The sequence below is a fragment of the Streptomyces sp. cg35 genome, from assembly GCF_050410835.1.
In the GTDB taxonomy this organism is placed as follows: domain Bacteria; phylum Actinomycetota; class Actinomycetes; order Streptomycetales; family Streptomycetaceae; genus Streptomyces.
Genome location: NZ_CP191268.1, coordinates 1,275,238 through 1,299,625, shown reverse-complemented (window position 1 = coordinate 1,299,625; position 24,388 = coordinate 1,275,238). Strand labels below are relative to the sequence as shown.

General features: G+C 69.6%; 38 protein-coding genes. 6 read left to right on the top strand and 32 right to left on the bottom strand.

Annotated elements, in window-relative coordinates:
• Complete coding sequence (locus ACQUQD_RS06250) at positions 1-1,977, top strand: hypothetical protein (protein ID WP_428950938.1); 1,977 nt, start codon at positions 1-3, stop codon at positions 1,975-1,977.
• A 292-nt stretch (positions 1,978-2,269) separates the two neighbouring features.
• On the opposite strand, the gene ACQUQD_RS06245 is transcribed toward ACQUQD_RS06250, so the two are convergent.
• The 4 genes from ACQUQD_RS06245 to ACQUQD_RS06230 form a co-directional block, all read right to left on the bottom strand.
• Positions 2,270-2,659 carry a hypothetical protein gene (locus tag ACQUQD_RS06245; RefSeq protein ID WP_428950937.1) on the bottom strand — a complete coding sequence of 130 codons (390 nt, stop codon included), beginning with the start codon at positions 2,657-2,659 and terminating at the stop codon, positions 2,270-2,272.
• Positions 2,656-3,558, bottom strand: a complete 903-nt coding sequence (locus ACQUQD_RS06240) for a JmjC domain-containing protein (protein WP_428950936.1) — start codon at positions 3,556-3,558, stop codon at positions 2,656-2,658. Before ACQUQD_RS06240 ends, ACQUQD_RS06245 begins: the two co-directional genes overlap by 4 nt.
• 85 nt (positions 3,559-3,643) lie before the next feature.
• Complete coding sequence (locus ACQUQD_RS06235; RefSeq protein WP_428950935.1) at positions 3,644-3,898, bottom strand: DUF397 domain-containing protein; 255 nt, start codon at positions 3,896-3,898, stop codon at positions 3,644-3,646.
• A gap of 203 nt (positions 3,899-4,101) precedes the next feature.
• A complete protein-coding gene (locus ACQUQD_RS06230) occupies positions 4,102-4,533 on the bottom strand; it encodes a hypothetical protein (protein WP_428950934.1) in 432 nt (143 codons plus the stop codon).
• A gap of 597 nt (positions 4,534-5,130) precedes the next feature.
• On the opposite strand from ACQUQD_RS06230, the gene ACQUQD_RS06225 reads away from it, so the two are divergent.
• A complete protein-coding gene (locus ACQUQD_RS06225) occupies positions 5,131-6,075 on the top strand; it encodes a hypothetical protein (protein ID WP_428950933.1) in 945 nt (314 codons plus the stop codon).
• Here the strand turns inward: ACQUQD_RS06225 and ACQUQD_RS06220 are convergent.
• The 19 genes from ACQUQD_RS06220 to ACQUQD_RS06130 all read right to left on the bottom strand — a co-directional run bounded on the left by ACQUQD_RS06220 (position 6,072) and on the right by ACQUQD_RS06130 (position 16,128).
• Complete coding sequence (locus ACQUQD_RS06220; protein WP_428950932.1) at positions 6,072-7,073, bottom strand: NAD-dependent epimerase/dehydratase family protein; 1,002 nt, start codon at positions 7,071-7,073, stop codon at positions 6,072-6,074. The two genes, ACQUQD_RS06225 and ACQUQD_RS06220, sit on opposite strands and share 4 nt — an antisense overlap.
• Before the next feature lie 56 nt (positions 7,074-7,129).
• Positions 7,130-7,540, bottom strand: coding sequence for a hypothetical protein (locus ACQUQD_RS06215; RefSeq protein ID WP_428950931.1), 411 nt, complete (start codon positions 7,538-7,540; stop codon positions 7,130-7,132).
• 250 nt (positions 7,541-7,790) lie between these two features.
• Positions 7,791-8,573 carry a hypothetical protein gene (locus ACQUQD_RS06210; protein ID WP_428950930.1) on the bottom strand — a complete coding sequence of 261 codons (783 nt, stop codon included), beginning with the start codon at positions 8,571-8,573 and terminating at the stop codon, positions 7,791-7,793.
• Positions 8,563-9,246 (bottom strand): hypothetical protein, encoded by a 684-nt coding sequence (locus ACQUQD_RS06205; protein ID WP_428950929.1) that lies wholly within the window; start codon positions 9,244-9,246, stop codon positions 8,563-8,565. Before ACQUQD_RS06205 ends, ACQUQD_RS06210 begins: the two co-directional genes overlap by 11 nt.
• Positions 9,247-9,432: 186 nt before the next feature.
• The gene (locus ACQUQD_RS06200; RefSeq protein WP_428950928.1) at positions 9,433-9,678 is read right to left on the bottom strand and encodes a hypothetical protein; all 246 of its coding nucleotides are present in this window, start codon (positions 9,676-9,678) and stop codon (positions 9,433-9,435) included.
• On the bottom strand, positions 9,675-10,253 hold the full coding sequence (locus ACQUQD_RS06195; RefSeq protein ID WP_428950927.1) for a Rad52/Rad22 family DNA repair protein: 579 nt from the start codon (positions 10,251-10,253) through the stop codon (positions 9,675-9,677). Before ACQUQD_RS06195 ends, ACQUQD_RS06200 begins: the two co-directional genes overlap by 4 nt.
• A 143-nt stretch (positions 10,254-10,396) precedes the next feature.
• The gene (locus tag ACQUQD_RS06190) at positions 10,397-10,927 is read right to left on the bottom strand and encodes a hypothetical protein (protein ID WP_428950926.1); all 531 of its coding nucleotides are present in this window, start codon (positions 10,925-10,927) and stop codon (positions 10,397-10,399) included.
• A 70-nt stretch (positions 10,928-10,997) separates the two neighbouring features.
• Positions 10,998-11,201, bottom strand: coding sequence for a hypothetical protein (locus tag ACQUQD_RS06185; protein ID WP_428950925.1), 204 nt, complete (start codon positions 11,199-11,201; stop codon positions 10,998-11,000).
• The gene (locus ACQUQD_RS06180; RefSeq protein ID WP_428950924.1) at positions 11,198-11,581 is read right to left on the bottom strand and encodes a hypothetical protein; all 384 of its coding nucleotides are present in this window, start codon (positions 11,579-11,581) and stop codon (positions 11,198-11,200) included. Before ACQUQD_RS06180 ends, ACQUQD_RS06185 begins: the two co-directional genes overlap by 4 nt.
• A complete protein-coding gene (locus tag ACQUQD_RS06175) occupies positions 11,578-11,889 on the bottom strand; it encodes a hypothetical protein (RefSeq protein WP_428950923.1) in 312 nt (103 codons plus the stop codon). Before ACQUQD_RS06175 ends, ACQUQD_RS06180 begins: the two co-directional genes overlap by 4 nt.
• 113 nt (positions 11,890-12,002) lie before the next feature.
• Complete coding sequence (locus ACQUQD_RS06170) at positions 12,003-12,245, bottom strand: hypothetical protein (protein WP_428950922.1); 243 nt, start codon at positions 12,243-12,245, stop codon at positions 12,003-12,005.
• Between the two features lie 179 nt (positions 12,246-12,424).
• Positions 12,425-12,979, bottom strand: a complete 555-nt coding sequence (locus tag ACQUQD_RS06165; RefSeq protein ID WP_428950921.1) for a hypothetical protein — start codon at positions 12,977-12,979, stop codon at positions 12,425-12,427.
• Positions 12,979-13,158, bottom strand: coding sequence for a hypothetical protein (locus ACQUQD_RS06160; RefSeq protein ID WP_428950920.1), 180 nt, complete (start codon positions 13,156-13,158; stop codon positions 12,979-12,981). The genes ACQUQD_RS06165 and ACQUQD_RS06160 overlap by 1 nt, the downstream gene beginning before the upstream one ends.
• On the bottom strand, positions 13,155-13,328 hold the full coding sequence (locus ACQUQD_RS06155) for a hypothetical protein (RefSeq protein WP_428950919.1): 174 nt from the start codon (positions 13,326-13,328) through the stop codon (positions 13,155-13,157). The genes ACQUQD_RS06160 and ACQUQD_RS06155 overlap by 4 nt, the downstream gene beginning before the upstream one ends.
• Positions 13,325-13,708 carry a hypothetical protein gene (locus ACQUQD_RS06150; RefSeq protein ID WP_428950918.1) on the bottom strand — a complete coding sequence of 128 codons (384 nt, stop codon included), beginning with the start codon at positions 13,706-13,708 and terminating at the stop codon, positions 13,325-13,327. The genes ACQUQD_RS06155 and ACQUQD_RS06150 overlap by 4 nt, the downstream gene beginning before the upstream one ends.
• 50 nt (positions 13,709-13,758) lie before the next feature.
• Complete coding sequence (locus tag ACQUQD_RS06145) at positions 13,759-14,064, bottom strand: hypothetical protein (protein ID WP_428950917.1); 306 nt, start codon at positions 14,062-14,064, stop codon at positions 13,759-13,761.
• 87 nt (positions 14,065-14,151) lie between these two features.
• Positions 14,152-14,415, bottom strand: a complete 264-nt coding sequence (locus ACQUQD_RS06140; protein ID WP_428950916.1) for a hypothetical protein — start codon at positions 14,413-14,415, stop codon at positions 14,152-14,154.
• A gap of 241 nt (positions 14,416-14,656) precedes the next feature.
• On the bottom strand, positions 14,657-15,691 hold the full coding sequence (locus ACQUQD_RS06135) for a DUF932 domain-containing protein (protein WP_428950915.1): 1,035 nt from the start codon (positions 15,689-15,691) through the stop codon (positions 14,657-14,659).
• A gap of 92 nt (positions 15,692-15,783) precedes the next feature.
• Complete coding sequence (locus tag ACQUQD_RS06130; RefSeq protein ID WP_428950914.1) at positions 15,784-16,128, bottom strand: hypothetical protein; 345 nt, start codon at positions 16,126-16,128, stop codon at positions 15,784-15,786.
• 300 nt (positions 16,129-16,428) lie between these two features.
• Between ACQUQD_RS06130 and ACQUQD_RS06125 the strand changes: the two genes are divergently transcribed.
• The 4 genes from ACQUQD_RS06125 to ACQUQD_RS06110 all read left to right on the top strand — a co-directional run bounded on the left by ACQUQD_RS06125 (position 16,429) and on the right by ACQUQD_RS06110 (position 18,604).
• On the top strand, positions 16,429-17,106 hold the full coding sequence (locus tag ACQUQD_RS06125; RefSeq protein ID WP_428950913.1) for a hypothetical protein: 678 nt from the start codon (positions 16,429-16,431) through the stop codon (positions 17,104-17,106).
• Positions 17,103-17,342, top strand: coding sequence for a hypothetical protein (locus tag ACQUQD_RS06120; RefSeq protein ID WP_428950912.1), 240 nt, complete (start codon positions 17,103-17,105; stop codon positions 17,340-17,342). The genes ACQUQD_RS06125 and ACQUQD_RS06120 overlap by 4 nt, the downstream gene beginning before the upstream one ends.
• The gene (locus ACQUQD_RS06115; protein WP_428950911.1) at positions 17,339-17,635 is read left to right on the top strand and encodes a hypothetical protein; all 297 of its coding nucleotides are present in this window, start codon (positions 17,339-17,341) and stop codon (positions 17,633-17,635) included. The genes ACQUQD_RS06120 and ACQUQD_RS06115 overlap by 4 nt, the downstream gene beginning before the upstream one ends.
• Before the next feature lie 453 nt (positions 17,636-18,088).
• Complete coding sequence (locus ACQUQD_RS06110) at positions 18,089-18,604, top strand: tyrosine-type recombinase/integrase (RefSeq protein ID WP_428950910.1); 516 nt, start codon at positions 18,089-18,091, stop codon at positions 18,602-18,604.
• Here ACQUQD_RS06110 and ACQUQD_RS06105 read toward each other — a convergent pair.
• The 9 genes from ACQUQD_RS06105 to ACQUQD_RS06065 are packed head-to-tail and all read right to left on the bottom strand — an operon-like array spanning position 18,595 to position 24,309.
• Positions 18,595-18,888: a hypothetical protein gene (locus tag ACQUQD_RS06105; protein ID WP_428950909.1), complete on the bottom strand. Its 294-nt coding sequence runs from the start codon at positions 18,886-18,888 to the stop codon at positions 18,595-18,597. The genes ACQUQD_RS06110 and ACQUQD_RS06105 overlap by 10 nt on opposite strands.
• On the bottom strand, positions 18,885-19,406 hold the full coding sequence (locus ACQUQD_RS06100) for a hypothetical protein (RefSeq protein WP_428950908.1): 522 nt from the start codon (positions 19,404-19,406) through the stop codon (positions 18,885-18,887). The genes ACQUQD_RS06105 and ACQUQD_RS06100 overlap by 4 nt, the downstream gene beginning before the upstream one ends.
• Complete coding sequence (locus ACQUQD_RS06095) at positions 19,403-19,795, bottom strand: hypothetical protein (RefSeq protein WP_428950907.1); 393 nt, start codon at positions 19,793-19,795, stop codon at positions 19,403-19,405. Before ACQUQD_RS06095 ends, ACQUQD_RS06100 begins: the two co-directional genes overlap by 4 nt.
• Entirely contained in the window at positions 19,792-21,270 is a 1,479-nt protein-coding gene (locus ACQUQD_RS06090) for a hypothetical protein (protein ID WP_428950906.1), read from the bottom strand. Before ACQUQD_RS06090 ends, ACQUQD_RS06095 begins: the two co-directional genes overlap by 4 nt.
• The gene (locus ACQUQD_RS06085; protein ID WP_428950905.1) at positions 21,267-21,533 is read right to left on the bottom strand and encodes a hypothetical protein; all 267 of its coding nucleotides are present in this window, start codon (positions 21,531-21,533) and stop codon (positions 21,267-21,269) included. Before ACQUQD_RS06085 ends, ACQUQD_RS06090 begins: the two co-directional genes overlap by 4 nt.
• The gene (locus ACQUQD_RS06080; protein ID WP_428950904.1) at positions 21,520-22,041 is read right to left on the bottom strand and encodes a hypothetical protein; all 522 of its coding nucleotides are present in this window, start codon (positions 22,039-22,041) and stop codon (positions 21,520-21,522) included. The genes ACQUQD_RS06085 and ACQUQD_RS06080 overlap by 14 nt, the downstream gene beginning before the upstream one ends.
• Entirely contained in the window at positions 22,038-22,400 is a 363-nt protein-coding gene (locus ACQUQD_RS06075) for a hypothetical protein (protein ID WP_428950903.1), read from the bottom strand. The genes ACQUQD_RS06080 and ACQUQD_RS06075 overlap by 4 nt, the downstream gene beginning before the upstream one ends.
• Complete coding sequence (locus ACQUQD_RS06070) at positions 22,397-22,933, bottom strand: hypothetical protein (protein ID WP_428950902.1); 537 nt, start codon at positions 22,931-22,933, stop codon at positions 22,397-22,399. The genes ACQUQD_RS06075 and ACQUQD_RS06070 overlap by 4 nt, the downstream gene beginning before the upstream one ends.
• Positions 22,930-24,309 carry a hypothetical protein gene (locus tag ACQUQD_RS06065; protein ID WP_428950901.1) on the bottom strand — a complete coding sequence of 460 codons (1,380 nt, stop codon included), beginning with the start codon at positions 24,307-24,309 and terminating at the stop codon, positions 22,930-22,932. Before ACQUQD_RS06065 ends, ACQUQD_RS06070 begins: the two co-directional genes overlap by 4 nt.
• Between the last annotated feature and the right edge of the window lie 79 nt (positions 24,310-24,388).

The window sequence follows — 24,388 nt, the reverse complement described above, 5'->3', positions numbered from 1 at the left end:
ATGAACCAGCTGTGCGCCTCCGACTCCTTCCGCCTCGACGCGCGCGGCGACATGCAGATCAAGGCGCCGGCCAAGCAGGAGTGGCCCTACCAGGACGAGCTGGCGAACGCCAACGGCCTGAACCTGGACGTCAACCGCGGTCTGTGGGTGCCGATCCAGCACGGCACGGTCATCGAGCGGCCCGTGGAGCGCCTCGTGCAGCAACGCACGGTGCGGCCCGGCGTGCCGGTCGACGCGTGGTTCCAGGGAATCCCGCTGGCCAACCCGACGGTGACGCCGCTGCGCGTCGAGCTGTCGCTGATGTTCAAGGCGTACGTCTACCTGTACAAGGGCGTCGGCTCGCTGGAGTCGAAATGGTGGATCAAGGGGGAGGAAGAACCCGGCTTCGACGAGGTCGCCACCGTGTACTCGGAGGGGTTCACGTGGATGCGCTCGTGGGTCATGGACGCCGGTTTCTGGCTCCAGCCGGGGGAGGAGAAGACCGTCTGGTTCGGCGCCCGCTACCGCATCGCGGAGAAGTCCGACCAGCACATCGTGCGCTACATCGAGTCGCACCCGGTCGGATTCACTTTCCCGGCCTACCCGTTGCAGGACCAGTTCGGGCACGACATCACCCCGCCCGAGCCGGACTACGACGTGTGGGTGCAAGACATGGGCGCCGTCGCCGGCGAGAACGTGAGCGACGACCAGGCCAAGGCCAACGTCCTCGCCTTCCAGGCCGCCGTCGACGCCATCGTGGCGGACGGCAACCGCGGCAGGGTGCGCGTCCCCGACGGGGTGTTCCTGCTCAAGGGCCGATCCGAGTCCTACAACGAGCCGATGATCCAGCTCAAGGACGCCGTGCACATCCTGATGGACGACGACGCGGTCCTGCGCCGGCGCGGGCGCGGCTACCTGATGGGGAACTGGGCCTACGGCGACACGACCGAGGAATACGAGGGCCCGTCGTCGTGGACGGTCGAGGGCGGCACCCTGGACGGGGACGCGGCCTGGGCGTCGGCGAACAACCAGACCAACCCCATGACGAACATCAGCCATGGCGGCGGCATCTTCCGCCGGCTGCGGTTCCTGAACCAGTACGCCAACCACTGCATCGACCTGTGTGGCGCGACCGGCATGGTCATCGAGGGGTGCACCTTCGAGGGCTGGCTGCCCTCCAAGGCCGACCGGCTCGCCGCGCCGTGGGACGGGACCGTGTGGAACGGCACCGGCTACCCGTACATCGAGGCCATCCAGTTCGACCACTGCCGGGCCGGGTCCGGTACCGGGGGCGCGGAGGACGACACGGTCACCAAGGGCGTGACCATCATCGACTGCGAGGTGAAGCCGTCGGCAGACTTCGGGCCGCACGCCGTCTTTGCCGGCATGCACGGCTGGCCGGCGACCGCCGACCGGTGGTCCGAGATCCTCATCGAGAACAACACCGTGCAGAACTACCTCGGGCACGCCCTGGCGCTGAAGTACTGCACGGACGTCACCGTGCGCTCCAACACCTTCATCAGCGCCCACGACAACCCCCGCTACGGCGCACTCGACGACGGGCCGCGCGCGGCGATCAACGTCAACGCCCTGGGCAGCACCAAGGACGTCGAGCGCATCCTGATCGAGAACAACCGGATCGCCGACTCGGGCGGCCCGGACTGCAAGTTCGCCGCGATCAGCGTCAACGAGGAATGGTGGGGCTACACCGCCGAGGCCTCCGGCTCCTACACGCGCGTGGTCACCGCACAGAACATGCAGGCCAAGGAGGTGCGCATCATCGACAACACGATCACCGGCCACCAGGGCAGTTACGTGATCTGCGCGGCGCAGAACGCGCCCGCCATCGAGATCACCGGCAACCGATGGGCCGAGCAGACGGTCACCGAAGGCGATCTGTTCTCGGCCGACATGACCAACGTGTCCGACAACGGCCCCATCGAGAACGGCGGCGGCGACAGCGGCGATGGTGGGGAGGGCGAAGGGGACGCGGAGTAGGTGGAAGCCCCCTCCCCGCGCCGGGAGAGCGTGACGTCATCGGCGAGGGAGGGGGCGTTCAAGGCCCGCCGCACCCCTCGGGGGGCGCCCGCAGGGCAGGGCTGGGGTGCGGCGGGAGTCTCAGCAGCGGCAGGTCTGCCCGGCGATGGCCAACGGGACGACGACCACAGCGGACACAACGATCAGAGCGATAGCGAACAGGTTCTGCCTCACCGTTGACCGCCGATCGAGGATGCGACCAGCAGCGCGAGCGCGGCCAGGCCGACTAAGGCGCCGACCACGGCGGGGCCGCTCACCGGTCCAGTCCTTGCGGGCAGATGCGGTCGGGGCGCGGGCAGGCGATCAGGGCGAGTGCGACGTAGGTCTGGCCGCGCGCGTAGTAGCCCCAGATGACGTCGGCTCCGACCTCCTGGGACAGCGTGCGCTGGGCGTACTCCAGACGCGTGTCGAGGGGGAACGCTGCCTCGTCCAGCGGCGGGTGATCGGTGCCGGCCTGCTTGAGCCAGTCGACCGCCTTCGGCGGCTCCTCGAACGTCCACAGGATTGTGTCGGGCCGCCGGTCGAGGAACGCGGCGATCTCGAAGGGCGGGTAGGACGATGATGCTTCGCCGCGTCGGCGCTGGGGGTCGCTGAAGCCTGCGCCGGTGTAGCGCCAGCCGTGCCAGTGGGTGTGCGTCCTCACGAGGATGTGGTCTCCGGTAACGGGGTGGGTGTGGTCACGCTGCGCGCGAAGGTCTCGGCGTCCAGAAGTTGCAGCGCGCCGTGCAGGTAGGTGCGCACGCGGTCGACCTGAGGGGCGGGTCCGCCGAGCAGGTCCGCGATGGGGATCTGGGCGCGCAGCGCCGGGTCGAGATAGGCCTGGCTGGTGAGCTCGCCGGCTATTCGCTCGATCAGCCAGGCCAGGGTGCGTTCCTTCACCGCGAACGTCAGGTGCACGCTGGTGTCCTCGCCCACGGTGTGCGGGGCGTGAATCCACCCGCGCGGAAGCCAGAACACGTCGCCCGGCTCCAGGACGTACTCCGCCGCCGGCGCCGTGTTCGCCAGGTGCACACGCTCGGTGTGGGTGAAGCCGCGCGGCTTGTACACGTCGTGCTCGGGCACCGGGTTGTCGACAAACGGCGGGTGCACGGGCCAGGCCTTGCGGCCGTGGACCTGCACGATGAGCGTCACGTACGGGTCGTAGTGGTAGCGGAACCCCTGCTGCTCGCCGGGCGTGACGTAGGCGTTCACGTGCACGTCTGCGCCCGTGTCGCGGGCAACGGCCGCGCGCAGTGCAGCGATCGGCGGGCGCACGGTGTGCAGGCGCCGCAGGCTCACCGTGCCGCCCCGGTCCAGGTGCCGGCGGATGAAGCCGGGCTGGGGCATGTCGCCGTCGGTGTACACGTAGCGGGGGATCAGGTTGCCGTCCTCGGCCAACTCGATGTTCCGCGCGGCGACACAGTTGTTGTCGATGAGGTCATCCACGTCGGCCAGGCTCAGCAGCCCCGCGTACGCGCCCGGGTCGTGGTGGAAGTGCAGCGGCTTGTCCGGCCACGGGGCGAGCGTGGCAGCGGGGTTCGGGATGAGGTCGTGAAGTTGCACGCGGTGTCCTTCCAACACGGTCGCCGAACCTGCCGCGCCCGTCCCCAGGACCGGGCACGGCAGGTGTTCACGGGGTCAGGCCAGATCAGCTGGCGGCCGGACCGTGCTTGCGCAGCCAGCCCTCGGCGAACGTGGTGATCTCGTCCGCGCTCATGCGCAGCTCCGGCTGGGCGGCGGCGCCCTCCAGCTTGGAGTCGCGCAGGGCGAAGCCGCCGCCGCCGAGATCGGCGATGGTGACACAGGACTCCATGGTGTCGCCGGAGTTGTCGCCGCAGAACGCCGCGAACTCGCCGGTCACCGGACGGTCGTACAGCTCCGTGGTTTCAGGGGTGATGGCCATCAGAGGTACCTCCTCGTGTCGGAACGGATGGTGCAGGTCCCCGCTCCCCGAGTTGCCGAATGCCGTTCGGGATCGTGCTCGGAGAGCGGGAGTTCACAGGGAGTGCAGCAGCGCGACCGCGAACGCCCCGACCGCCGCGGCCGTGAGCGCGGTGGTGATGGCGACCTCGACGACGCGCTGCCGCACGCGCGAGCGGCGCGCAGTCACGGCGCCGGCCTGCGCTCCGGGGGCAGGCCGGGGCGTGCCACGAACCGGGACGGCGCCGGCGCCTGGGGGTCGAGGACGTCGGCCAGCATTGCGGCCGAGCGCGCGAGGTTGCGTACGTGCTGGTGCAACCTGAACGCGGAGTCGTTCGAGGTCGGCCGAGCGGGGTGATCCACGAGGCGATAGGCGCCCCGGTAGGCGGTGAGCGTCTCCGTCGACTGGTCGGGGTGGTCCTCGCGCAGCAGCCGGCGCACCGTCTCGGTGAGGACTTCGGCGCGGCCGAAGAACTCCTCGCGAGTGCAGGCGTTGAGCGCCAGGCCCTCGGCCCTGCGGGCCGCCTCCCGCACCACGGTGAAGTCGATGGGTTCCTCCGGCGTGGGTCTCACGTCGGCCTGGTGGTCCTGCGTCTGCGGTGAGTTCACGACGCTCACTGCGCCCCCTCGATCGGTTGCTTCCGCTTGCCGAGATCAAGCCTCGTCATCGGGCGGGGGCCGCACCATGCGATGGGGGTATCACCCGGGACTCACAAAACGTGGCCGGGAATCACCTAGGTATCACCTGCGCCCTGGAGGGTTCCGGGGCACGCTGTCCAGGCGATAGTCACGATGCTGACCGGCTGCTGGGAAGCCGACACGGGGAGGGCCTACATGGCACCGCAGGACGCACCAAAAACCCTGCTACAGGCCCTCGTACTCGCTCGCGGATGGCCCTACCGGGAGGCCGCGAAGGAGTACCGGCGCACCGGATCGATCCTCGCCGTGGAGTTGGGCGACGACGATTACCGGACAGCCGATGTGTCCGAGCCGACGTGGAGACGGTGGACGGGCGGCAAGCAGAAAGGCCTGCCGAACGGTCCAGCGGTCCGCATCCTTGAGCGCATGTTCCTCGGGCACACCGCCCACGCGCTGTTGGGCGCACCCCCAGCTCTGGTCGCCTTGCAACCCGCGCTGAATGAAAGCGACATAGCTATGACTGCTCGCGACGCTGCGGCCCACGCCGGGAACGCCGCCTCTTCTCACCTCCCGGAGATGACGCTCGACCAGATCGACGACGACGTGCGAGCGCTGGCCGTCGCATACGACACCACCGACCCCAACAAGGCCTTCCAGGACTGCAACACGCTCCTGCTCGACATCCAGGACAAGCTGGAGCGCACGCAGCGCCCGCGCCAGAAGGAGCGGCTGTACCTGTCGGCCGGCATGGTGACTTCGCTGTTGTCGGTGGCCTCTTTCGACCTGGCCGCGCTGGGGCCGGCGGTGCAGTTCGCCCGGACCTCGGCCATGTACGGCGAGACCATCGAGAGCGGGCCCATGCAGGCGTACGCGAACGGCATCCTGGCCTACCTGTCGTACTGGGGCGGGCGCCCCGCTGCGGCCCTGCGGTACGTGCAGACGGCGCGCACGTTCGCCGGCGTCGGTGACACGGGGCGGGTCAGACTGCGGGCGATCGAGGCTCGCGCGCACGCTCACCTGGGGCGCGGCCAGGACGCGGAGCGGGCCATACAGGCCGCTCTGGAGCCGGGCAACGGCGAGCGGGACGAGTTGCACGACGTGGGCGGCGAGTTCGGCTTCGGGCCCTCGCGCGCGGCGATGTCCCACGCCACCACTTATCTGGTGCTCGGGGACAGTGAGCGTGCCGAACGCTCAGCCCTGCACGCCCTGTCGCTGCTGGGGGAGGAGCCGTCCCCGGACCGGCCGGTGCAGATGCAGGTCACCGTGGACCTGGCCCGTGCCCGCCTGCTGCGCGGCGAGCTGGACGGCGTCGACGAGGCCCTCGCCCCGGTTCTGGAGACGGCCGCGGAGTGGCGCACCATCGGGCTGGTCGAGCGCGTGAGCCAGCTGCGCGCCCAGCTCGCGCGCTCGGAAGCGGCGCAGGCCCACCTGGGCCAAGAGCTCGGCGAGCAGATCGAGGAGTTCGTGGCCCTGGCGGCCGCCCGTCCGCTGACGGGAAGCCGCCTGGCGATCGAGGCTTAGAGCGCGGCGAGAATCGCCTGCTCCTTGGCGGGGTCGATGCCGTGCTGGTCCCAGCGCGGATGCTTCACCGGCCCCTCACCCTGCTGCATCCATGTCCAGGTGTCGGCCACCGTCTCGCTCAGGGGGCGAGTGCGCAGGAAGGCACCTCGGGCCCGCTGGGTGTCCACGGCCCACGTGCCGGGGCTGGTGCGCCACAGCGGCAGCTCGGTCCACTCCTTCACGCCGTGCGCGGCCAGTACCTCATCTGGCGCCCAGACAAGGCGTCCACGATCGCCGGTCACCGTCAGGCAGTAGGTCAGGAAGTCGTCCATGGTGTAACGGCCCTGGGGCGCAGCAAGGTTGTAGGTGCCGGGCGGTGCGGTCAGGGCGAAGGCGGCGACGTCGCGCACGTCGATGGGCTGGATCATCTTGTCGCGGTCACCCGGCGCGAGGATGGTCCCGCCCCGCTCGCAGCGCCGAAGCCACCAGGGGAGCCGGCCGACGTACTCGCCGGGACCGAGGATCACGCCGGGCCGCAGGATCGTGACCCGCCTCTCGTCGAAGGCACTGCGTACGGCCTTCTCACAGCCGGCCTTCTGCTTGCCGTAGTGCACGGTGGTGCCGTCGCCGGCGCCGTAGTCGCGGTCGGCATCGGCCGGCGCATCGTAGGTGGGACTGTCCTCGGTCAGGGGCTCGTTGGGCCAGCCCGTGTAGGCGTTGACCGTCGAGACGTACGCATAGTGCGTGGCGACGGGGGCCAGGATGCGGGCGGCGTCGAGGACCTGTCGCGGGGCCATCTCCGATGCGGAGGTGTCGACGACGAGATCCCACGGGCCGGAGCGGGTGAGGCGCTTGAGGTCCGCGGTGCTCGTCCGGTCCCCGTGGACGGCCGTCGTGCCGGGAAGGTCCGGCGCGCTGCGTCCACGGTTGAAGGTGGTCACGTCGTAGCCGAGGTCAAGGGCCTGGCGGACGACGGCCCTGCCGAGGAACCACGTTCCGCCCAGGAGAAGGATGCGCATGCGGTGATCCTGCCGGGGCTTGCAGGGCTCTGGCTAGCCCGCTCGCTCGCTGGCGCTCAGTGCTCGCACAGGTTGCTGTCGGCGGCAATGCCCAGGGTGACGAAGGCGGCCATGGACAGCTTGGCGTCGGCGAGAGACTTGGCGTCCGGGTTGGTGGGGTGTCCGTTGTTGGCGGACATGAGGTCGCCGGGGCCCTCGTAGTTGTTGGCCTTGTCGGCGCGGCACCAGGCCATGCCGAGCTTGACGGCCTCGTCGTCGCTGAGGTTGGCGCGCTTGAAGGCGCCGTCGTCCTTGACCGCGCTCAGAAAGCCGTCCTTGTCGCCGGTGACCTCGCTTGCGGGCTTCGCGGTCGCGCTGGTCTTGGTCTTGTCCGCGTCGTCGTTGCTGGACGAGCAGGCGACGGCGCCGAAGGCGATGAGGCCGGCGGCGGCGGTCGTTATGGCGGTGCGGGTGTGGCGAGCAGACATGAAGGTGTCCCTTTCGGGGCGGTGTGTGGGGGATGCACGAATTGGTGCACTCCTCACGTTAACGGATCTTTTACGGACGCAAAGGGTCGAAAGGCATGTGACCCCTCGCGCACGCCTGCTCGCTGTCCGCTACCGTGGTGGCTCGCTCCCCGTAAGGGCAGCAAGGAAAGCGGGCCCGTTCTCACAGGTAGGCCCCGCTTTCGCCGTCCGTGGGCGGGCCCGACCCCTGTGCAGGCCCGCCCACGGCCGTCTACACCAGACGCGCCCGCAGCATGTTCGTAGCCGTCGACGGCTGACCGTCCTGCCCGGCGAACAGCAGCTCCAGCAACGCCTTGGCGGCCTGGTCGAAGCCGACGCCGCACTCCGACGCCTCGCCCTTGAGGTACTCGTTCAGCAGCGAGATCTGGCCCGAGGACAGCGCCGCGCGCTCCGCCTTCGGCGCCGGCCGCTCCTCGACCACCTCGCCTTCGATCACCTCGGCCTCAGGCGCGAGCGCCGCACGCGCGTGGGCGCGCAGGTCCACCCCCGCCGGCACCTGCTTGGGCAGCGTCCTGACGACGGTCCGCAGGGCCTCCTGCGTCGGACGCACGCCAGCGTCCCCGAAGCCGCTCAGCAGTTCGCGTACGCCCTCGTCGCCGCGCGAGGAGTACAGCGACCCCAGCTCCCGCGCCGGACCCTCCGAGCGCAGCCCCAGCCCGGACCCGGCCCGCAGGATCGGAGCAGCGGCGATCATCCGGTTCACGTACGACTCCGACAGGCCCCACCCCTGCTCGCAGTACTGCGCCCAGGTCAGGCCGTAGCGCAGGTGCAGCTCGTCGTCCTTGATCTCCCCGAAGGCCTCGCCGGCCTCCACGATCGCCTTGCCGAGCGCGGCGATCCGCGCCTCGTTCGCTGTCAGGCGCATCTGCTGGGCCGGTGACCAGGCCGCGCTCTCATCGATCGGCAGCTGGTGCGCGGCGGTACCGAGCTGGCCGCGCGCCGCGTGCCCGTGCGCGAGCATGGCGGCGTTGTGCGCTGCGTTGCTAGCTGCCACGTACGGCCTCCGCGAGTACGAGATCCGCGGCGAGCGCCATGGGCTCGCCCTCGGGGACGTCGAGGGGCTTGCCGAAGGCCTGGCCGTAGCCGTGCCGGGCGTCGCTGTTGGGGATCATCACGTCCAGCACGTTGTACCCCGCGTCCCGCAGCGTCGTGGCGGTCTCCTTCGGCGAGGCGGCCGACGCGTTCGTGCGGGTCAGGATGACGAGCAGCGGGGGAGGCGTCATGCCCATGGACGTCATGGTCTGGAGCCCGCTGCGTACCGATGCGGCGCGCTGTAGTTCCATGCCCGTGGGCTGGATCATCAGGACCGCGAGGTGCGAGACGGCGAGCGCGGCCATGTGAGCACCGCCTATGCGGGCCTTCCAGGCGTCGGTGTCGATGCCGAGCACGCCGTGCGCCGGCGTGCAGGCCACCGCCATGTTCGGCAGGCTCATCGGGTCGCGGTGCGGCATCACCGTCGCCCCGCCGATGGGGGACAGCTCCGCCCACGTGGCGAGGGAGCCGTCCTCGTCCTCGCCGGGCTCGTCGGTGTCGAGGCCGGCGGTCGGGTGCCCCTGGTCGGCCCACCGCTTGAGGCAGTGGGCGAGCGTGGTCGTCTTGGTGCTGCCGCCCTTGCCGACGAAGGCAATGCGGACCCCGGATTCGGGGAGTACGAGTTGGCTGGTCATGCGCCGCAAGCTAGGACCGCGCGCGCGAGGGGGGCCGAGGCAGGGCCCACCTGTGGGGCGGCGCTATCCTGATCCGTTTTGCCCCTGCACCCCGCGACTTGTAAAGACCGCAGGTCACAGGCTTGCGGCCCTGTAAAGACGCGGGATTCCTTCAAGCGGAATCGCTTGAAGGAATGCTCCCCCGAACTACAGGCCCTCGGGCGGCTCACCGGGATGGAGTCCCAGGTGAGCGCAGATCGCCTCCAGCATGGTCTGCTGCTGGATCAGCATCGCGTGCTGCCTCTTGAGGGCTTCGAGCGCCACGGCGAGATGATCGCCGCGCACGGGCCTGAACTTCGCCAGATCGTACTGGGGGAAGCTGCGCGCGTGCTCGGCGGCCTCCGCCGTGCGCTGCACGGCGTCGGCCAGCTCGGCTTCGGTGCGGCTGCTCATGCCGCCTCGTCCTGCTGCACGCGCGGGTCTCCCACATACGGGATCATGCGCTGGACGATCTGCTGATCGGCGTGGATGTCCTTGTAGTAGAGGCTCAGCCCGAACGCGTCGCCCAGATTTACGGCACAGCGCTTGAGCGCCCCGGACAGGGCGGACTTCATGGCGTTGTCGTGGGCGTCTCCGTAGTTGCCCTGGTTGGTCTTGGCGTCGAAGGCGGCGTCGTCGAACCGGGCGATGACGTGCCCGCACGGCGCCTTCACCGACAGACGCGCCTGCGCGCGGTAGGCGACGTTGAAGCGGGCCGCGCCGTCGCTGTTCTTGTAGGTCACGTCGAGGGTGTTGGACAGCTCCAGCGTCTCGACGTCCCACCCGCCGACGGCGAACACGCGGTTCAGCCACACCCGGATGTCGAAGGCCTTCACGTACTTGAAGCCATTGGGGTCGACCTGGACGCGCCGGAAGTCCAGGGGCTTGAGCAGGTACTCGACCTGCCTGGGGGACAGCTGGCAGACGTGCTGCGCGGGCTCGGCCGGCGCCTCGCTACGCTTGAGGTGGTGCAGGGTCGTTCGCTCCACGGGGCGGGTCCTCTCTGTGCTCCGAGAGCGTGTCGCGTACTGATCTGGCTGGTCTGCCGCGACACGCTTTCGCGTTTCGTTCTGCTAATACAACAGTACAGGGCGGGCGGGGGAATCCCCGGATCAGGTCCGGGTGATCCCGCTTACGAGCCCGTCCGCTTGCTGGGCTTCTTCGTCCGGGGGTCCAGGCGCCGCGTGTCGATGCCCCACTGGGTGATGGTGTCCTCACGCCAGTACACGAAGCCCGACTCCCGCAGGTCCTCCTCGGGGATGTCGTACGGCGCGCCGCGCGTGCGCCGCCGCTTGGTCCACTGGTTCACCGTCGCGGCCTCGACCGCGAACAGCTCCGCGACCTGCGGCACCGACAACAGGCGCATCCCGTCGGCGGCGTATTTCTGCTGGTCGGAGTAGACGTGGTGCCCGCCGCGCTGGACGGTGCGGATCACCTGCCCGTCGTCGTCGAGCACCTTTTCCACCTTGCCCGCGAGGAAGACGTAACGCGGGTCGTACAGGTGCTCTCCCGCGCTGCCGCGCGCCTCGACGACGGGGCCGAACTTGCCCTTGCGGGCCCATGCGCCGGCGGTCGTGCGGTTCATGCGGAGCCGCTCGGCGATCTCGTCGACCGGGATCGGGTCCACGGATTCCCACCATTTCGACTGGTCGTGCGCGTTCATGAATAGGTGTCCCATCGGAATGACCTGGCTGGTCTTTCCAACGGTACAGCCACGTGGCGCGATCAGCAGATCAGGCATCCGCGGTCTGCCGATCGGGATGGTGGGCGGTGCAGTAGTAGACGTACCCGGCCTGGGAGCCGCGCCAGCACCAGCCGGCCTCGCGCAGCGCGAGCCTTATGCGCATGTAGGACAGGGCGCCCGGCGCCTCGAAGAGGGTTCCGCACGAGCGGCACGTCAGCCGCCACGGCGGCCTGATGCCCCCAGGCGCGCTCACGCTGCGGCCTCACGGTCGATGGTCAGGTCCATGCACGAACAGTTGGAGTCATCGCACGGAAGGCGCAGGTCCTCGGTCAGCGGCCCGTGGTGGCGGTGCTGGGTGTGCCCGCACCGGCAGTACGTCGAGCCGCCGGCCTCGGTGACGCGGCGCTCGGCCTCGGCCCACGCCGTGAGGAAGCCCGCCTCGCGCTCGGCGCTGGCCCGCTCGGCGTCGAGCGCGGCCGGGGTGAGTCGCTGTTCCATGTCGAAGGTGTCGACATCGGCGAGGACGGCGGCCAGCTCCGGCTGCTGCTCGGCGAGCTGGACCAGGCGCCGCAGGGCGGTCGCCTGACGCTGCGCGGTGTTGGCGCGCTCGGCATAGGTGGGGTGGTCGGTCATCGGGACAGCTCCGGGTGGCGACGGGCGAGGGAAGCGGTATTGCTGAGGATCTTGGACGCCTCGTTGAGGCTACGGACGTCCACTGACAAAGCGGTCTGCTCGTCGAGGCCGGCGATGTGTTCGGCCAGGTCGCGGGCGGTCTCGGGGAACGCGCAGTCCACGCGCACGGGGTAGTCCTGGCCGGGGCGAGTCCACGTCAGCTCCCAGTTCCACGCCTCGGCGTGGATCATCACGCGGCCGTGGGGGGTGTCGGTCTCGTAGGCGGCGAACGGCTCGGGCTGTATCTCGGTCCAGGTCAGCGTGCTCATGGGGGGGTGCTCCTTCTCCCGCCCCTTCGTGGGGCGGGATCTTTCTTCTTCGTGAACTGTTTACAACAGTACAGGAGTGGGGCGGGTTTGTCGGGCCACCCCACTCGGGGCGGTCAGGCGGCTGCGCCCATGTCGTAGCGGTAGGCGTCGCACTCGCCGAGTGCGTCGTCGTAGCAGGTCGGGCACAGCGTCTCGCACGTGCAGAAGGCGCGTATGACGTGCCAACCCTCGTCCTCGGCCTCGCTCTCGTCCCAGCTCGGAGGCGCGATCTCGTCGCAGTGCGCGCACTGGATGCGGCTTTCGAGCTCAAGGTCGTGCTCGGGGTGGGCGTCGAGGGTGTGGCGGGCGGTCTTCATCGTGCTCTCTTCTCTCTCGTGCTCTGTCTATAACAGTACAGGCGAGGGGGAGGGGATGCCGGATCGTCGGCGGGTGATGCCACTCACTCGGTACGCTCGCCACAGATGTCGCACTCCGGCCTGAGCGACCAGGCGCGGCCCGTCCGGGTCCTCTTCTCCCCGGGCGGGCCGTCGCCGTCTCAGCCCATCGCGCGCAACTTGCCCATGATCCGCGCCAGCGGCAAGGCGACATCCCCGCCCTCGTGCCGCGCGATCAGGCGCAGCGCTCGGCGCTCCTCCTCGTCGAGGGGGACGTCGCCCACGTGCGCGAGCATGGCGTCCAGGTAGCGCCGCGTATAACGCTCCGCTGCCTGCTGCCACAGGACACGCTCATCCATCTCGCACGGGTCCTCGATGACCGCCGCGTCGTCCTCGGGGAACAGCCAGCGGTGCCGGATCGGGCAGCGCCGCACCGCGCGCACCGCGTGGCGCGTCAGGTCCTCGCGCTGCTCGACGGTGAACTCGGAGCCGTCGATCAACTCGACGTCGGCCGTTTCGGGCACGACGTACGGATCGGGGCTGCCCGAGCGGTTCAGGCCCCACAGGTGCAGCGTCCGGCCGGCGCGCTCGACCGGCACGCCGAACCGGTTGCGGGCCAGCACGCCGGCGCGGCGATGCAAGACGCCGGCTTCGGTCACTTCGGTGTGCGCGACCCACATGCCGGGCTCGGCGTCGCGCATGCTGATCGCCGTCATCAGATCAGTCCCAAGTCGTGTGCGTGCTCGATCATTTCGAGGCAGCCCCCGCAGAACCCGTCCATGGTCGGCTGCGGGTCGTGGTAGCCGCCGGGGCACAGGTCGCCGCGCACGATGCGCGCCTCCTCGGCCTCGGGCCACTGGCGGACATCGGTGGGCCGGTCGCTTCGGTCGCTCATTCGCCGAACGCCTCCTTCTCGCGCTCGACGGCGCGCTGGTGATCTTCTGCGGTGTAGCCGACGTCGCAGTGCGGGTAGCAGAACGAGCCGGGCGGCGCGTTGCAGGTCTCGCAACGGTCGATGAAGTCCTCGGGGCGCCAGAGCCGCAGGCGTAGGCGTGGGGCGCTCACGGGACACGCACGCTGTAGACGTCGCGCAGGTGGATGCGGGCCGCTTCGTACGTCGCCTTCAGCTCGTCGCGCTGCGCGCTGTAGTGCGCGCGCAGCTTGGCTGTCTCGTCGTACGTCTGCGCGCTGTCCAGGCCGATCAGGCGCGCAACGTCGCCGATGCGGCGCAGGGCGGCGTCGGTGCTCTCGGCGTCGACCTCGTCCCAGCCGGCGGCAGCGCTCGCGCACATGACGCTGCCGTTTCCGCAGGGCTGGATCAGGCCGATGGTCTGGCCGTAGCGGTTCAGGACCTCGCCGAAGGCCAGCGTCTCGCCCTCGTAGGTCGCGCGGACCGGGTGGCCGGCGAGGGTGGTCATCGTCTGGTGCTCGCGGGTGGTGCTCATGGGTACTCCCTTGGCCCGCCTCTTTCGCGGGGCGGGGTCGTGCTGGTCGGTCAGGCGGCGGCGATGTACTTGTCGCCCAGGCCGCGGCGCTCGCTGGGCTTGACGGGGCGGCCCAGGGCGGCCCACTCGGCGGAGGTCTGGATCGTCGCGAGGTCGTGCTCGGCGAGGTCGTAGAGCGCGTCGAGGAGTTCCCACGCGTCCATCACGTCGGCGTCGAGGTCGTTGATGCGGGCGTTCAGGTCTGCGGCGGCGGTGTCGCCGGCCTCGGCGCAGATGTCGAACAGGACGTCCCAGATGCGGACGGGGGCGCTCTGGCGGTTCAGGTAGGCGCTGATCGTCTCGGTCATCGTGATCATGGGGTTCGCTCGCTCTCTTGCGTCTCTCGCGTTCTGTTTACAACAGTACAGGAGGGGGGCGGCTCGTCCAAGCCGCCCCCGTGGGGGTCAGGCGGTGAACGTCTGGTTGCTGCTCAGGCGCCACCCCTGCTGTACGGCGAAGCGGACGGCCTCGCTCTGGTAGCTCAGCTGCGCGTCGACGGTGGGCGCCTCGGTGGTGATGTCGACGGTGGAGAGGGCGTTTACGTTGAAGTGGTTGTCCCGGTCAGTGTTGGTGCGGGTCAGCTGCCCGTCCTTGAGCAGGATGTGAAGGATCTGGTCGTCGCGGGCCAGGATCGCGCTGGCGGCGTTGTGGCGGGTGGCGGTGATCATGGCGTGCTCGCTTTCGTGTGTCTCTCTCGCTCTCTGTCTACAACAGTACAGCGTCATGTGGTGCGGTGCCGGATCGCCGGTGGGTGACCCCACTCACCCGCGAACTGGTGCAAGGACCGTGCACCTATCCGCCGGCCACGCAAAAGCCCCCAGCGCGCGGCTGGGGGCTTGCGAGAGAAAGCGAGAGGGATTCAGTTCAGGGGCACGCCCCCTCTCGGCAGAGGGGGCGCTACGCGCTGCCTCACGCGGTGAGCGAGAGGACGTTGCGCGACATCTTCCACGCGCGCAGCTTCATGTCCTGGGGGCGAATGACGTTGCGGTGCAGCATCGAGTCGGCGGACTCGGCGCGGCGCAGGTGGTCGGCCCACTCGATCGCGGACTGGGCGAGCCCGAGCGCGGTGTCCATCAGGGGGGCGTTGGTCTCCATCTCGAACAGGGCGCGCAGCGTCTCGCGACGATTCTCCGTCGCCTTGATCGCGCTGTCGGTCGCGTCCTTGCCGGTCGGCATCGCGAAGTAGTTGCGCACGAACGCCTCGCGGTTCTTCGCGGTGATCCTGATGTGCGACAGCTCGTCGAAAATGCTGGAGATCATCCCGAACTGGTTGCGGGTCTGCGCTACCAGCTCGTGCACGTTCTCGGCGCGCAGGTTCCACAGGCTCGTGTGGCGGATCGTGGCGTGCATCCCGTTCTTGCGGCCCGTCGCCTCGCTCGCGGCCATCTGGTTGGTGCAGATCCAGCGCGTCGCGGTGCCCCAGACGCGCAGCGCGCCGCCCCCGTCGTGGGACGTGGTGAACGCGAGGTAGGGGACGGTCGGGGAGAAGTCGCCCGGCAGGACCGTCTCGTCACCGATGCGCACGAGTCCGAAGATCTTGCGTCCCTCGTTGAGTTCCACGAGGTGCTCGAAGGCGGTACCCGGCACGTCGAGGACGGGGTCGATGAGGTTGCCGAGCGCTTCGTGGTTGATCACGCCGTAGCCCTCTCCCGTTATGCCGAGCGTCTTGCCGCCGGGGCCTCGGGTGATGCGCTTGTAGTCGGCTTCGACCTCGTAGACGGGGCGGCCTTCCTCGTCGAGGCCGGCGATGACGGGGTGGCCGTTCTCGTCGCAGCGCGGGATGCGCTGCACGGTGGGCTCCCAGGTGAGGCCGGCGGCCTCACGGGCGGCGTTCCATGTGGGGGCGTTGATCTGGTTGTTCTGGCCGATCAGCTTCCAGGGCTGGACGCGCAGGGAGGCGGCGGGGATCTCGACGGTGTTCGCGGTGGGGGTGGCGGTGGTCATGATGTGCTCTCGTCTCTCTCGTCGTGCTGTGTTTACAACAGTACAGGAGGGAGGTGGTTGTTCCAAGCCACCCCCCGGGGTGGCGCTGTGATCTAGTCGGCGTAGCGCATCTCGCGCACGACGGGCGGGTGCGCGGCACGCAGGCGCTCGATCAACTCGGCCTCGGTGTCGTCGTCCAGCTCGGTGCGGGTGGCGTCGAGCGCTGCGGTCTCGGCGCTGATCTCGGCGACAAGTGCGAGGCGGTGGCGCTCGCTCATGGTCGCGGCGGCGAGCGCGCGGACGGCTATCTGGTACGTGCGGCGCTTCTTGGGGTCGGTCTCGCACGTCATTGCGAGCGTCATCTGCGTCCACGCGTCATTGAGCGTGTCGTGGTCGATGGCGTTCAGTCGGTCCTGGGCTTCGTTGTACTGGCGCAGGTGGAGGTCGTCGGCTCGCATGATGGTCGCTCGTTTCTGTCGTGCGTTTCGCTTTCTGTCTACAACAGTACAGCGCCGTTCCGGGTGGTGCCGGATCGTGAGCGGGTGACGCCCGACACCCGCCGAAGCGACTGACTGCTCCGTACGCCGAACCGAGACGGGTGAGTGCCATCACTCGCGCTCGATCCGGCACCGACCCGCCCCCATCTGTACTGTTGTAAACGTGAACGAGCGAGAGCCCGCCTCGCTTCTATCCACAGACACGCGACCACCTCTCGCTCGTTCACCCTGTACCAACGTAAAGAGAAAGCGTGCACCGCGATGAGCGAGCAGCAGCCCACCCCCGAAGCCAAAGCCCTGTACGAGTGGCTGTCCGCCCAGACCACGCCCGTGACCATGGCCGAACTCGCCGCCGCCGGCGGCCCCGACAACCGCGCCGCTCACCAGGCCATCGCCGAGCTGGAGATGGGCGGCAGCATCGTCCTGCTCCCCGCCACCGAGTGGCGCCGCAACGGCATCACCCAGTTCAACCGGCCGCCCACTCGCGCCGAGCATCACTACTACGCCACCCGCGTCCAGCTCGAAGCCTGGGCCCGCCCCTACTACTCCGTCATGTGGATGAGCCACGACGAGATCGGGAGCAGCGACCCGGACGCCTGGACCCGGGGCTACGCCTTTCGCGGCCTGACCATCAACGACAACGCCTACGACATCACCGGCATCGTCTCCGACGAGTTCTCCCGCACGTTCTGGACCGGCCGCGCCCACAACGCGCCGGAGGCGTACTGCGAGGCCTTCACCCAGATCGCCTTCGACGAGTGGGACATGGAGGAGTACGACCGCGGCCGAGGGGTGGAAGACGTTGCACGCCTGATCAGCGAAGTGCACGCCTTCATCCACACGATGACGCGTGACCTGGACCCGACCGACCCCGAGTACGTCGCGTCGCTCATCGAGCAGTTGAACAGCAAGCGCCACGCCCGGGAGGGCGCCGCATGAGCGACAGCATGGACGACGACCTGAACGCGCCCGGCGACGACGCCCTGTACTGGGCCGGGGCGGAACTCCTCGCCAAGATGACGGCCGCCCTGACCGGCGTGAGCAATGAGCGCGCCCAAGACGAGATCCGGGCCAACTTCGAGGCGGACGCACTCGACCTGATCCGCGACCACGTCATGCAGTGCGACATCGACGACACCTACAAGCGACTGGAAGCGAAAGGCGCCCTGGAATGAGCTGCGACCCGAACGACGCGCAGTACGCCGCGACCATCCGGCACGAAGGAGCGATGACGGCCCAGCGGGCGCGGGAGCTGATCGGCGAGCACGTCCAGGGCGTCACGCTGACCGGCAACGGGATCGCCGGCCGCCTGCTCGGCGTCCGCGACGACGAGCAGATCTGGATTGGCAACGGCCTGTACCAGCGCAAGACCGTGCGCCTGTCCGGCCACTACTGGCTCTGGCACACCGAGGGCCCGTGGGCCGCCGCCAAGGGCCTTCCCCTGGGCACGAACCGCGTACGCCGCTGACACGCCGCAGGCGGCCCGACAAGCGGAACGGCCCGCCGGCGCCCTCCGGGGGAGAGGGAGTGCCGTGACGGGCCGTTCCAGTGGAAGAGTCCAGCGGGCCACGTGTGGGAGGGCGACGCCGACTCACTTCCGAGCGTGACACAGGGGGCCGGGGGTCCACTCACGTTTCGCCGAAACATCACCCACGCGAACCCAGCCACGAAAAAATAGTGTGCCAAGCACCTCATTTACCCAGGTCAGTGGGGGTCCGTGGGGGGTCCCGGAGGGGTCCACTCGCGCGCGTCGTAGTCCGGCCAGGGTTCACACCGGCACTCGGAACGGGGGCCCTGCGGCCGGGGAGCGGGCCCGTAAGCGCCGCGCATGACGCGGGTGACCTCCGCTGCGAGGTCCGCGCGCTCGTCGTCTGTGAGGCAGGCTGGCCACGTACAGGCGGTCATCGAGTGGGGGCCTTTCGTGGAGCGGTCGGAGTGGGTGTGGCGTGAGGTGTGGTCGCAGGCCACGGCCGAGGACGCCCCGGACGATGTGGTGCGCCTGGCGGCGATGGTCGGGATCGTGCGGGCGACGCGGGCGCGGCGCGGTGAGCTGGTGCGGATGCAGCTGTCGGATCACGCTCCGGTGCGGCGCAAGCTCATGGTGCGCGTGACGAAGTTTCAGCAGGTGACCACGGTGGACGTGGACGACGATCTGCACCGGGTGCTGGGGGAGTGGCGCACCCGGCGCCGGCGCCTCGTCGCTGAGCTGGAGGGCGCCCCGCACGACGCCATGTTCGTGACGTGCCATCACACGATGTGGCGGGGTGTCGAGGGGCAGGTGACCAAGCAGGTCGGGCTGCCACTGTCGGAGCAGGGCCTGTTGCTGGGCTGGCGCAGGTGGGCGCAGCGCACCAACGCCGAGCGCGCCGGCGCCTTTGGGTGGGAGCCGTTGCCGACGCGGTTCGAGTCGATCCGCGGTGGGTGGCGTCACCGGTAGACGGCCTCGGACAGCATGCTTAGGCCCATGCCGATGCAGACGCCGCCGCCGGCGGAGAACGCCATGGTGAGCAGCCGGGCGCGGGTGGTCCACGCCGCGTCGACTTGGTGCCACATCTCCTCGGCGTCGCTGGGGATGAGGTACTGGCGCTGCTGGAGAGCATGCATCCAGGCATCCATGACGGTCTTGCGGGCCTGCTGTCCGCGCAGCATGCGCACGCGGCCCGTCCACACGAACAGGGCGCCGGCCGCGAGCCAGATGAGCCCGCCGAGGACGTCGGTCACGAGGCCCCTCCGAGGAACGTGGCCGGCGGGCGGGCGCAGGCGGCGAGGATGCGTTCCAGGCTGGTGAGCATCCGGGTGGGCTTGGAGGCGTAGCCGGGCAGGGCGGTGCCGACGCTGGGGTGTTCGTCGCCGCGTTTCCACCAGCCCATGACCGGCGGGTAGCCCTTCTGGAGCGCGATGAGCTGGCGCACCTCGAACCGGTCGGGGTCGTTACGCGGCTGCACGTCTGGCGTCGTGGTCGTTGCGCCGTCGCGGCCCCACGACTCGTACATGAACGCGATGCCGAGCCAGCCGGGGCCCCAGTCGGGCGGCCCGTTGGGGTCGGTCTCCATGCTGTCTGCCATGTGGTGCAGCAGCGTCGGCGGCGGGACCTGGCCCCACATGCCGTCGAGTTCGTCCATGCGGTCCATGCGGTCGGTGTAGAGCCAGTACAGCGCGGGGGCGGCGTCCCAGGGCTGCGACTCCATCGCCTCCAGGAGCAGGAGTTCCAGCCCGGGGGCGTGTTCGTGGCGCTTCACGTGGTGGGGTCCTTCGGGGCGTCGATGTCGTGGAAGTGGTTCAGGGCGTGGTCCAGCTCGACGTCGTGCAGGGTGCGGTGCACGACGTTGCGGATCAGCCGGGCGAACGCCTTGTCGCTGTCTGCGGTGGCCGGGCGTCTGGGGGAGTCGGCCAGGTAGGCGACGGCCAGGGCGAGCGTCTGGGAGGCGGCAAGCCACTTCATGGCCGCGCGCATCGCGGTGTCGAACTCCAGGCCGTGCGGGTCGTCGGGCCCGCGTATCTCGCGCCGGGCGCGCTCGGCGAACAGCTCGGCGGGCATCTGCTCGACGGTCGCGGCCAGATTCACGGCGATGGTCGCCATGTGCGAGCGGAGCTGGGCCGGTGTCTGCTCGGCGGGTTCGTCGCTCACGGGCGGTCCTTGTACTGGTGAACGGTGTTGGACATGGCGAACGGGGCGTCCTGGGGCCCGCGCGGGTAGTCGAGGATGGTGACCTCCTCGTGCACGCACGCGTCGCCCAGCTCGGCATGCCGGCGCGTGTTGGGGCACTGGCCCTTGGTGTGCTCCAGCACCCAGTGCCGCTTGTCCAGCGGCTTACGCGAGCCGGGCACCGCGGGCTTGGACACGGCAGGGCGGCGCGGGGCGTCCGGGCGGCCGATGGTGACGATGTGCACCGCGCCGTCGTCCTGGAGGCCGCCGCGCCGGTCGCGGCGTACGTGCTGGGGCTTGCGGTCCTTGCGCGTGACGGTGGTGATCGGCCGGCCGGCGGCCTTGCCCCGCCCCTGCGTGATCATTTCCCAGCACGCGACGAGGTGCCGCAGCACGTACTCGGTGTCATCGGGCTGGGGTACGGGGCTGGAGAACTTGCCGCCGCTGGCGAAACACGTCTCGTTCTCCCAGGCCAGCGGTGAGCCGAGGTCCTGCTGTGCGGCCTCGGGCGGGCGGGCGTAGTAGGTCAGCCACCACGACGGATGGCCCGGGTCGACGAACTGCTCGCCCAGGCGCGCGAGTCCGTCGGTCGTCTTCCCGATCCACGACTCGACGGAGTCGATGTTCCAGCGGCCCCAGGACACAGCGACGACGTCCGCGCCTCCCTCGACCTGCACGGGCTGGGGGAAGAACAACAGCCCGTACGCGGACGGCACACGGTGCGCCAGGAGCGGTTCTGTGCGCGGGCGCAGCGCTTTGCGGCAGGCAATCGGCCAGGACTCGGGGTCCATCCAGTACAGGCGCGCACGGGCCAGGCGTGCGCGTTCCTCGTCGAGCTGGATGCGCGCGGCCTGCTCGGCGGTGTCGGCGTCGGGGCGCAGGGAGTACTGGCCGACGGCGAGCGACAGGGCGAACTGCCGGCGGGTCTCGGGGGCGCCCAGGTGCTTGTGCAGGCGCCGGCGCATCTCGGGGAACTTCTTGGGGTCCGGGCTCCAGCCGGGACGAGCGAAGTCGATGACGACGGGCCAGCGGCCGAGAGCGCGGGCCTTGGCGCACAGGCCGGCCAGGGCCGCCATGAGGATGATCAGGACGTCGTCGCCGAGGTCGTCGAGGGCGTCGGAGAACACCTCCGGGTTGGTGTCGAGGTTGCGCAACAGCAGTGCCGCCACGCGGGTGTTGGTGATGGTCTCGGCGCTGGAGCGGCGCTCGGCGAGCGCCCTGGTGACCTTGGTGAAACCGGTCCAGTCGCCGAACTCGATCTCCACGTGTTCGCCGGCCTGGTGAACCATCAGGCGGACCATCCACGGGCCGTCTCCGTCGCGCGCGAGCCGCGCAGCGGCGTTCTTGAACTCGTCGCCCACGCGGGTGTCGTACGAAGCTTGGGCGTGGTCCAACAGGGCGTTGAGCCTGTCGAGTTGAGCGGGCGTGACGGCGCTGAGCATCGGGGTTTGGATCATGGTGCGGTCCGCTTCACAGAGACGGGATCGGCAGGGACGTTGCAGCAGATTTCGAGGAGCAGCGCCGCGTCCTCCACGGCGACGTTGGCGGGCCCGTTGTGGCGGGGATGGCCGTACCAGGCGACCCGCGAGCCGGGGACGCAGTACGCGAGGGTCGCCGGCCACTTGAAGGGAATCTCCCAGCGCAGCCACACCCCGCCCGGCGTGAGCTTCCACCCCCACGCCCCGGGATCGAACCCGGGCGGGAGCTCAATCAGGAACACCCGGCCCGTCCTTCCCGTGCATCAGCAGGTCGGTACGCATCTGCACCACCGCGCTACGGATTCCTTCCAGGCTCGTGTGCACGTCGTTGAGGATCTGGCCGCGAAGGTCGTCGCTGACGGGCTCATCGTCGAGCAACGCGGCGGCCAGGCCCGCGCCGAGCGTGGCCAGGTGCAGGCCCTCTCTGATGGCGGCCGCCGCCGGGAAGGACGGATCGACCAGACACAGAGCCTCGGCTGCCTGGCGCGGCAGACGGTCACACAACACCGTGCTGACGTAGCGCCGTGACTGGCGCAGGGCCCCGCTGTCCACGCCCGCAATGAACGTCTTCAGGGCCAGCTCATCGGGCATGCTCGCGTGCTCCAGAGCGCTCGTGATCCGCAGCTCCATGAGCACCGACAACAAGCCGTGCACGTACAGCACGGTGGGTTCGTCCCACGGTCCCTCCGGTGCGGAGTGCACCGGCGCCCCCATCGCGGCCAGCACGCCGCGCAGTTGTTCCTCGGTCACGCGAAAATCTCCCAGCGGATCGGGATGAGGAGTTCCAGCTCCAGGCCGGACAGCGGCACCCACGCCACGTCGAGGGTGATCGGGTCGGGGACCTGCTCGGCGAGGTGCACGTGGGGGACCTGGCCCCAGCCGTAGACGATGCGGTGCCGGGGCGCGAGCATCGTGTACCGGTCGGTAATCGCCGCGCGCAGGAAGACGGCCTCCAGCGCGTCTCGCGCGGCCGGGTCCTCCTGCGCACGGATCAGCGACAGCGTTGTCGAGGCGTCCAGCAGCCAGCTCTGTACCTCGACGATCTGCTGGCGGGCGTGCCTGAGGACGATGCCTTCGCCGATGTCGAGGAGCTGGGGCAGTCGGCTCACGCCCCCTCCTGTGCCGCACGGCGCGTCAGGAACGTGCCGTCACGCATCGCCTCGTCGCGGAAGTGCGTCAGGTGCCGGCGCGCGTCGCGCATCGTGTGCTGAGTGGCGATGTAGGACTCGGCGACGCCGTCGGGGGTGCCGGCGACCATGCGCGAAGTCAGCGCGACCGCGCCTTGCAGGTCGACGGCGGCCGACGCGAGCGAGGTCCGGGCGGGCATGAGCCGGTCCATCTCGCGGTGCGTCAGCTCGCTGCGCCGGGCGAGGTTTTCCCGGTACACGTGACCCACGTAGGCGGTGCCCTCATGCGTGCGGTCGGCCAGTGCTGCCGCGACGCCGTCGACGAACCCGGTCTCGGCCTGCTCGTCGCCGCGCTCCACCGCGGACTGCACATGGGCGTTCGTCACTGCTGAGAGCACGCCGAGCAGGTAGGGGATGTCGGCCTCGGTGGGTGCGTTGGTGGACAGGTACTCGGCGCCCAGCACCCGCAGCGCGTCGACTACATCTGACGGATCGATGGTGTGCACGGCCGTCATGCGGCGTCAGCCTGCTTGGGCAGCATCGGCAGGTAGCGGGCGTTGGACGGCATCAGCGGGAAGTCCGGGAGATCACGCGGGACGGCGAAGTCCTTGCGTGGGGAGAGCTGTTTGATCTCGGTGTGGGTCAGGGTGTTCTGCCACGACTTGAGGATCAGGTACAGCTGGAACTGCGCGGTGCGCGCGCCCACGTTCATGCGGTTGTACTCGGTCTTGTCGGCCGTCATCAGGTAGTCGCGCAGCGCGGCCGAAGGGTCGCCGGCCTGGAGGTTGTAGCCGTGGTGGAGGCGGTCGAACCAGGCATCGATGTAGCGCTGATGCGTCTGGTCGGTGTAGCGCCGCATCAGGATCGTGTGCGCGGTGATCGCGGATGTGGCGTTGAAGCCGCGCTCGCGCAGCTTCCCCCAGTACATCGACTCCCGCACGTCCTTGTTGGCGTCCAGGTGGCCCACGATCTGGTCGTCGGACAGCGCGGTGGAGTGCCAGTCGGACTGGGGCACCTTGTCGAACAGGTACAGCAGACGCACGACGGCGCCGAGCTGGGTCGGGTTCTTCTCCCCGAGGCCCTGCAACGTGTTGGCGACGGAGCGACGGCGCTGCTTGTCGATGTACCGGAACATCGCCCTCGGCACGTTCTCCCACACGACGAACGGCACTTCGAGGTGCAGGTTCCCGTCCGCGTTGTCGGGGTCGGTGGCCCACAGGACGGCGCCCAGGCGGGTCTGTCCGTCCAGCGGCATGCCGTCGGGGTCGCGCAGGATGCCGTGGGGGATCATCGCCCACTCACCGCGCAGCATGATCCGCCCGTACTTGCGCTCGGTGATGGGGGAGCGCTTGCGCTGGTAGGCGGGGATGCGCTGCATCCACTCCCACGCCGTGGCACGGTCGATCATGACCGGCTTCACGGTCATCTGCTCGAAGGCGTCCAGGCCGTAGATGTCGACCTGATCGGCCGCGCGCATCGCGCGCACGCCGTAGTCGTCGGGGTGCGAGCCGTCGCGCTGCGCGGGGATGAGCGGCAGGGTGGGCGCGGACGGCTTGTCCTCGAAGGACGTGCCGGCGAACAGGGCGGCGGCCACCGCGGCGTCGGCTTCCTTGGCGGCCTTGACCCGCGCATCACGCGCTGCCGTCTTGGACTCCCGGTACACCTCGTAGGTCCAGCCGATGCGGCGTAGGCGTTGCAGGCAGTTCTGGAAGGACCGGTCGTCCTCGAACTTCAAGCCGATCCCGGTCGACGAGGCAGCCTGGCCGCCGTCCTTGCGCTCGGTGTTCACGGCCCACCAGCCGTGCCCGTTGCGGCGCTGCTGGGTGCAGGTGAAACCCGGAGTCTTGTGGATCTTGGCGGCCAGCTTTTCGGGCGCTTCGAGCTGTGGCATGTGCGTTGAACGTCTTCCTGTGCAGCGGCACGCCCCCAGGCGCGTGCACGGGATGGACGGGGCCCCAAGGTCTAGGGGG